Here is a 6,030-nt window from a genome sequence, read left to right on the forward strand (position 1 = left end):
GTTCAGGATGTAAGGGGATGCTTTGCGTTCGGAGTGTGCTATAATAACTTAGTCTCAGGTTTTCAGTTTGCAGCTGATTATACGTTAAAGGCAGGCTAAAACATGTAAATAGATCGTATTTATAATGAATATGGTAACGGAGTACGCCGAATACTGGATCTAACGGTAAAGAAACCGATAGCACCAATGAATTTACGATAACAGGCGTGCATCATGGCCTTTTTATGAATAGCTTGAGCAGGAACGCAATGGATTTGATCATGAAGGGATATGTGAAATGAGTAAAACACTGGATATACTTCAACAGGAAGTCGACAAACGGCGCACGTTTGCGATTATTTCTCACCCGGATGCGGGGAAAACGACACTGACGGAGAAGCTGCTGCTGTTCGGGGGCGCGATTCGTCTTGCCGGTTCAGTTAAAGCGCGTAAGGCAAGCAAGCACGCCACGAGTGACTGGATGGAAATTGAAAAGCAGCGGGGAATTTCGGTCACATCCTCAGTTATGCAATTTGATTATAATGGGCATCGCATTAACATTCTGGACACCCCAGGTCACCAGGATTTTAGTGAAGACACTTATCGTACATTAACAGCAGCGGATAGCGCAGTCATGCTGATTGATGTAGCGAAGGGTGTGGAAGCGCAAACGATTAAGCTGTTTCAGGTTTGTGCCAAGCGTGGCATTCCGATTTTCACCTTCATTAACAAGCTGGACCGTGAGGGACGCAGTCCTTTTGATCTGATGGAGGAGCTGGAGCAGGTGCTCGGCATCCGTTCGGTGCCTATGAACTGGCCAATTGGTACAGGACGTGAGTTGTGTGGTGTCTATGACCGTGTCAAAAATCAGGTCGAGCTGTTTCAGGGAGACGACCATTCCACGATCAAGGTACAAAAAGTGGAGGGTTACAATGATCCAATCATTCGCGAAATGGCGGGTGAATATTTGCATGACCAATTGTGTCAGGATCTGGAGTTACTCGATGTTGCGGGTGACCCTTTTGACATGGAGAAAGTACAGCGCGGGGAATTAACGCCTGTATTCTTCGGTAGTGCGATTAATAACTTTGGAGTTCAAACGTTTTTGGAAAACTTTCTTCAGCTTGCTCCCAAGCCGGAGCCGCGTCACAGTACAGCGGGGGAAATCGAGCCGACGAACGAGAAATTTACCGGCTATGTATTTAAAATTCAAGCAAACATGAACCCGGCTCACCGTGACCGCATCGCATTCCTGCGTATTGTGTCTGGTAAGTTCCAACGGGGGATGAGTGTTAAGCATGTACGGATGGGCAAGGAGATTAAGTTGTCCCAACCACAGCAGTTTCTCGCGCAGGACCGCGATATTGTCGAGGAAGCTTTCCCGGGCGATATTATCGGCTTGTTTGATCCGGGTATTTTCCGTATTGGGGATTCACTTAGTCAAGGTGGAGAGGTTGTATTTGATGAGTTGCCAACCTTCTCGCCTGAGATTTTTGCCAAGGTAACGGTGAAAAATGCCTTGAAGCACAAGCAGTATTTGAAGGGTATTGACCAGTTGACCGAGGAAGGTATGATTCAGGTGTTCCGTACAGTAAGCTTTGACGATACGCTGCTGGGCGTTGTCGGTCAACTGCAATTTGAAGTATTTGAGTACCGCATGAAGGGTGAATATGGAGTTGATGTACAGCTTCAGCGTATGCCATTCCAATTTGCACGCTGGATTGTGGATGATCAGATTGATCCAAGCAAATTCCGTATTAACTCTACGTTGGTGAAGGACAAGAAGGGCAATTATGTTGCCTTGTTCGAAAATGAGTATGCGATGCGGACCGCTATAGAGAAAAATCCTACAGCCAAGTTTTTGGAGATGGCTCCATAAGATTTGGATTTGATAAGCAGGACAGGAATGAAAATTGTTATTTGATCTGTACAACGAAAAGTCCACTCGGTGTTACGGCGAGTGGACTTTTCTCGTATACGGCCAGTGGGATGAAGCAGGATTGAACAAAAGTTTGAAGATAGGACTCAGGTTAGCGGGACGGGCTTGATTTTATCAAGCTGCTCATGTGCCAGGTGGACAAACTCTTGTTGCTGGGTTTGGTTCATGTGCTTCCATGCCACCTCAAGAATGACACCCAATCCGGGCAAAGCGGCCTCTGGTCCATCCACTGACCCGATAATCATATCGGTAAGATCAGCTTCTGATTTGCCGTGAACTTTGTGAACAATGGCTTGTCGTAAATCCAGTGTAATGGGCATGTGTACCTCCCGTATGTTTATAATTGTTGTCGGGTGTATTATGGCTTGGGCTGCTGCCCGGTATACATTGAAGAAGCATTTGGCATAAGCATGCCAAATTTATGTTTTTGGCGGGTTATGCTATACTATGACGGACAGTACGGTGATCGGGAGGTAAGGAAGGGATGGCTAAAAAGCAGTATGCGGTAATCGGCATGGGTCGTTTTGGCTCCAGTGTTGCCACTGCATTGAGCGAAATGGGCTTTGACGTGCTGGCGATTGATTCGGACGAACAGCGCACACAGGAAATGTCGAATATTGTGACACATGCAGTATCTGCCGATTCGACGGATGAGGAAGCGCTGCGAGCGCTGGGTATTCGCAATTTTGATGTCATCGTGGTGGCGATTGGCGAAGATATACAGGCAAGTATATTGACGACATTAATCCTCAAGGATATGGGCGTGCCAGCTCTGATCGTAAAAGCGCAAAATGAATTGCATGGGAAAGTGCTGCAAAAGATAGGCGCGGATAAGGTGGTTTATCCTGAGCGGGACATGGGGTTACGAGTAGCCCATCATTTGACGTCCCCGAATATTCTGGATTATATTGAGCTGTCCAAGGATTATAGTATTCTGGAGATAAAAGCCGCAGATTCCATGATAGGAAAAAATTTGAAGGAACTTGATATACGCGCTCGTTTTGGCTGTAACGTGATGGCGATTCGCCGAGATCAGGAAATGAATATCTCCCCTTATGCTGAGGATCGGCTGGAGACGGGGGATGTGCTGGTTATTGTAGGCCACAAGGATGATTTAACCAAGCTGGAGCTGGCTTTTGCAGTGTGATGATAAATCATTTATTTATAAAGGAACGGACGGATAACGAATGGAAATCATTTCACCGAACAATACACGTGTAAAGGAATGGGCACAACTGCTGGAAAAAAAGCATCGCACCCGGCAGCATAAATATATCGTCGAGGGCATTCATCTGGTGCAGGAAGCGCTGCGTTCGAACGCGGTTGTCGAAAGCGTTGCCTATGATTTGGACAAGGGCATTCCTGCCGAGCTGAATGGCTTGGACCAAGCTGACCAGCCGGTGGAATGGATTCCCGTATCGGCGGCGGTCATTGCCAAATGCACCGATACGAAGACACCGCAGTCCGTTTTTGCTATCGTGCACAAGGAGGAGCGCGGCGCATTCCCGGCGTTGCTGGAGCAGCCGGCTGCGCTGGTGATTGTGCTGGACGGGGTACAGGACCCCGGCAATGTAGGCACCATCATCCGTAGTGCCGACGCCGCCGGAGCCGCTGGCGTCATTCTGGGTCACGGCTGCGCCGACCTGTACAACCCGAAGACGATCCGCTCTACGATGGGATCGCTTTTTCACCTGCCCGTGATTGAGGGCAGTCTGGAGGAGCTTTTGCCACAGGCTAAAAGCAAAGGTGCCCGACTGATCAGCACCTCGCTGGACGCAAGTCTGTCGTGCTATGCCGTTGATTTGCGTGTTTCTACTTGGCTTGTGATTGGGAACGAAGGCCAAGGTATTTCCGCTGCTACCGCACGTATGGTGGATGAATCGGTGTTCATCCCGATGCAGGGGCAGGCGGAATCGCTGAACGCAGCGATGGCCTCCACGGTGCTGCTTTTTGAGGCGATGAGACAGCGAAGCTAGTTGAAATAACTATATATTTGTGGGTTATAACATCAATTGAGACTAATTATATTATCAAATGAGATAACTTATATCATCTAAATGAGACGGTCAATATCCCCGAAAACCCAGTAAAATCGGGAATAAAGGCTAAGTAAATACAAAATTATCTGTTAGAGATTAATCTAAGTTTTCTTATTTTATGTTGAAAAAGGACAGCCTGTTTTTTATAACAAGAAGTAAGACAAACTTTATCTAAAGGGAAAATTACCTTTGCACGGCTTCAATTTGTTATATACAGTCTTAGCTACAGGGCAATTTAATATCTCTAATCTAAACAGTCCCGATGAAAAGCTCTCTATTTGTTATTATCCCTTTTGAATAGACAGTTAGGAATAAGCCCCTTACTGTATATACTCAGGAGGGATTTTTTCATGGGGAAGATTAAAAAGACATATAGTCAGGAATTCAAGTTGGAAATTGTGAAAATGTACTTGGAAGAGGGAAAAACCTCCTATCAACTATCCAAAAATCTGAATCTGGATGCAAAGATGATTCGGCGCTGGGTTCATGCCTTTCGAGAAGAAGGGATTACAGTCCTCAGCGAGCGTAGAGGAAGCAAAATTGGTACGGGAAAAGGACGTCCCCGGACAAAAGGATTGAGTCTGGAGGAGGAAGTCGCAAGACTTCGAATGGAGAATGCATTCTTAAAAAAGCTGCGGGAATTCCAAAGGGGGTGAGCAACCATCAAACCTATGTCGCTGTATATCAAACGATTCAATGCCTATCCCCAGCATATCCGATCCATGATTTATGCAGATTGGCTCACGTGTCTCGAAGCGGTTACTATAAATGGTTACGTCGTTCTCCGGAAAAATCAAGGAAGCAACAAGAAGACGAACAGATCCTAGATTGGTTGAAGGAGGGCTACCACGCCGTGAAAGGGGTCTATGGTTATCCGCGAATGACAGCTTGGCTTCGTCGCCAGTACGCCTGCAAGGTGAATCACAAGCGGGTTTACCGACTGTTGAAGCAAGCGGGTCTACAATCCCGGATACGCAGAAAGAAACGCTTCTTTAAACCTGTCTGTGAAGGGAATAAGGCGGATAATACGTTGAACCGGGAGTTTACGGCAGAGCGTCCCAATCAGAAGTGGGTGACCGATATCACCTATCTTCCTTATCAAGGGACATTCCTGTACCTCTCAGCGATTAAAGATCTGTACAGTAAGGAGATTGTAGCGTACCAAATCAGTCATCGTAACGATCTTGATCTCGTCTTGAATACACTGGATCAAGCCATAAAAAAAAGAGGGGGTAACCGGTACCTTGATTCATAGTGATCAAGGATTCCAGTATACCTCCCACAAATACAAAAACGTACTTCAAGAATACAAGATGATTCGTAGTATGTCCAGATGGGGCAATTGTCTGGATAATGCTTGTATGGAGAATTTCTTTGGGCATCTCAAAGCCGAATGCCTGTACATTCAAACATTTGGGTCTGTAGAAGATCTTACTCAAGCGATCCATTCCTACATCCGTTTCTACAACCAGGAACGCATCCAGCTTAACTTGAACAACAAGGCCCGATTGAATACCGGACTCAAGCTGCTTAATTTAAGGGCATTTTCTTTACTGTCTATTTGACAGGGGTAAGTTCAATTTCGGGCTGTTTTACGTTATGGATGGTAGGTGAAATGGTGACCCGTTTTTGGGGAAATGTTACCCTCATTCAAATCTCTTTCTGCTATTTGGAGGCTGCATCCGTCGATACTCAGGCAAAGTTTGTCTTTAGCTTCCGGGAATATTTAGATAATTAACAAGCTGTTTTTAGATTGTATTTGTTAAGCTGGTGAAGAAATGCCCATCAGTTATTTCATTTTGTTTATTAATTTTGAGAAATATTAGATATGTAAATTGTCTATTTCGTTTGATATACGGGTATCCTGATGATGAAAATGAAAAGGGAGGAGATTAAGATTAAGTTTCGTAATGTTTTATAAGTCCTGCTTCAGCTACTCTGTCCCCATTTTGAGCTAATTTAATTAAATCAATTACTTCATACATTGATGTGTCCCTCTTTTTTCTGTATCTAATTTAGAGATGAAGGAGCATGAGAAAGGCAGGTCTTTGACTACAACTCCATATAATATTG

At 45.4% G+C, this 6,030-nt stretch carries 6 protein-coding genes and 1 pseudogene; 6 read left to right on the plus strand and 1 reads right to left on the minus strand.

What is annotated here, in order from left to right:
- Nucleotides 1-277: 277 nt before the first annotated feature.
- On the plus strand, nt 278-1,858 hold the full coding sequence (locus QD47_RS24350; RefSeq protein WP_044648542.1) for a peptide chain release factor 3: 1,581 nt from the start codon (nt 278-280) through the stop codon (nt 1,856-1,858).
- 146 nt (nt 1,859-2,004) lie between these two features.
- On the opposite strand, the gene QD47_RS24355 is transcribed toward QD47_RS24350, so the two are convergent.
- Nucleotides 2,005-2,238, minus strand: a complete 234-nt coding sequence (locus tag QD47_RS24355; protein WP_044648543.1) for a small acid-soluble spore protein SspI — start codon at nt 2,236-2,238, stop codon at nt 2,005-2,007.
- A gap of 161 nt (nt 2,239-2,399) precedes the next feature.
- Here QD47_RS24355 and QD47_RS24360 point away from each other — a divergent pair.
- The 5 genes and pseudogenes from QD47_RS24360 to QD47_RS31850 all read left to right on the plus strand — a co-directional run.
- Nucleotides 2,400-3,065 (plus strand): annotated as a pseudogene (locus tag QD47_RS24360) (potassium channel family protein); the annotation flags it as partial.
- A 40-nt stretch (nt 3,066-3,105) separates the two neighbouring features.
- On the plus strand, nt 3,106-3,894 hold the full coding sequence (locus QD47_RS24365) for a TrmH family RNA methyltransferase (RefSeq protein WP_044648545.1): 789 nt from the start codon (nt 3,106-3,108) through the stop codon (nt 3,892-3,894).
- A gap of 413 nt (nt 3,895-4,307) precedes the next feature.
- Nucleotides 4,308-4,613 carry a transposase gene (locus QD47_RS24370; RefSeq protein WP_044648546.1) on the plus strand — a complete coding sequence of 102 codons (306 nt, stop codon included), beginning with the start codon at nt 4,308-4,310 and terminating at the stop codon, nt 4,611-4,613.
- Nucleotides 4,610-5,212: an IS3 family transposase gene (locus QD47_RS31845; protein ID WP_161797199.1), complete on the plus strand. Its 603-nt coding sequence runs from the start codon at nt 4,610-4,612 to the stop codon at nt 5,210-5,212. Before QD47_RS24370 ends, QD47_RS31845 begins: the two co-directional genes overlap by 4 nt.
- The gene (locus QD47_RS31850) at nt 5,202-5,522 is read left to right on the plus strand and encodes an IS3 family transposase (protein WP_152643866.1); all 321 of its coding nucleotides are present in this window, start codon (nt 5,202-5,204) and stop codon (nt 5,520-5,522) included. Before QD47_RS31845 ends, QD47_RS31850 begins: the two co-directional genes overlap by 11 nt.
- Nucleotides 5,523-6,030: the final 508 nt, after the last annotated feature.

Source organism: Paenibacillus terrae, assembly GCF_000943545.1.
Classification (GTDB): domain Bacteria; phylum Bacillota; class Bacilli; order Paenibacillales; family Paenibacillaceae; genus Paenibacillus; species Paenibacillus terrae_A.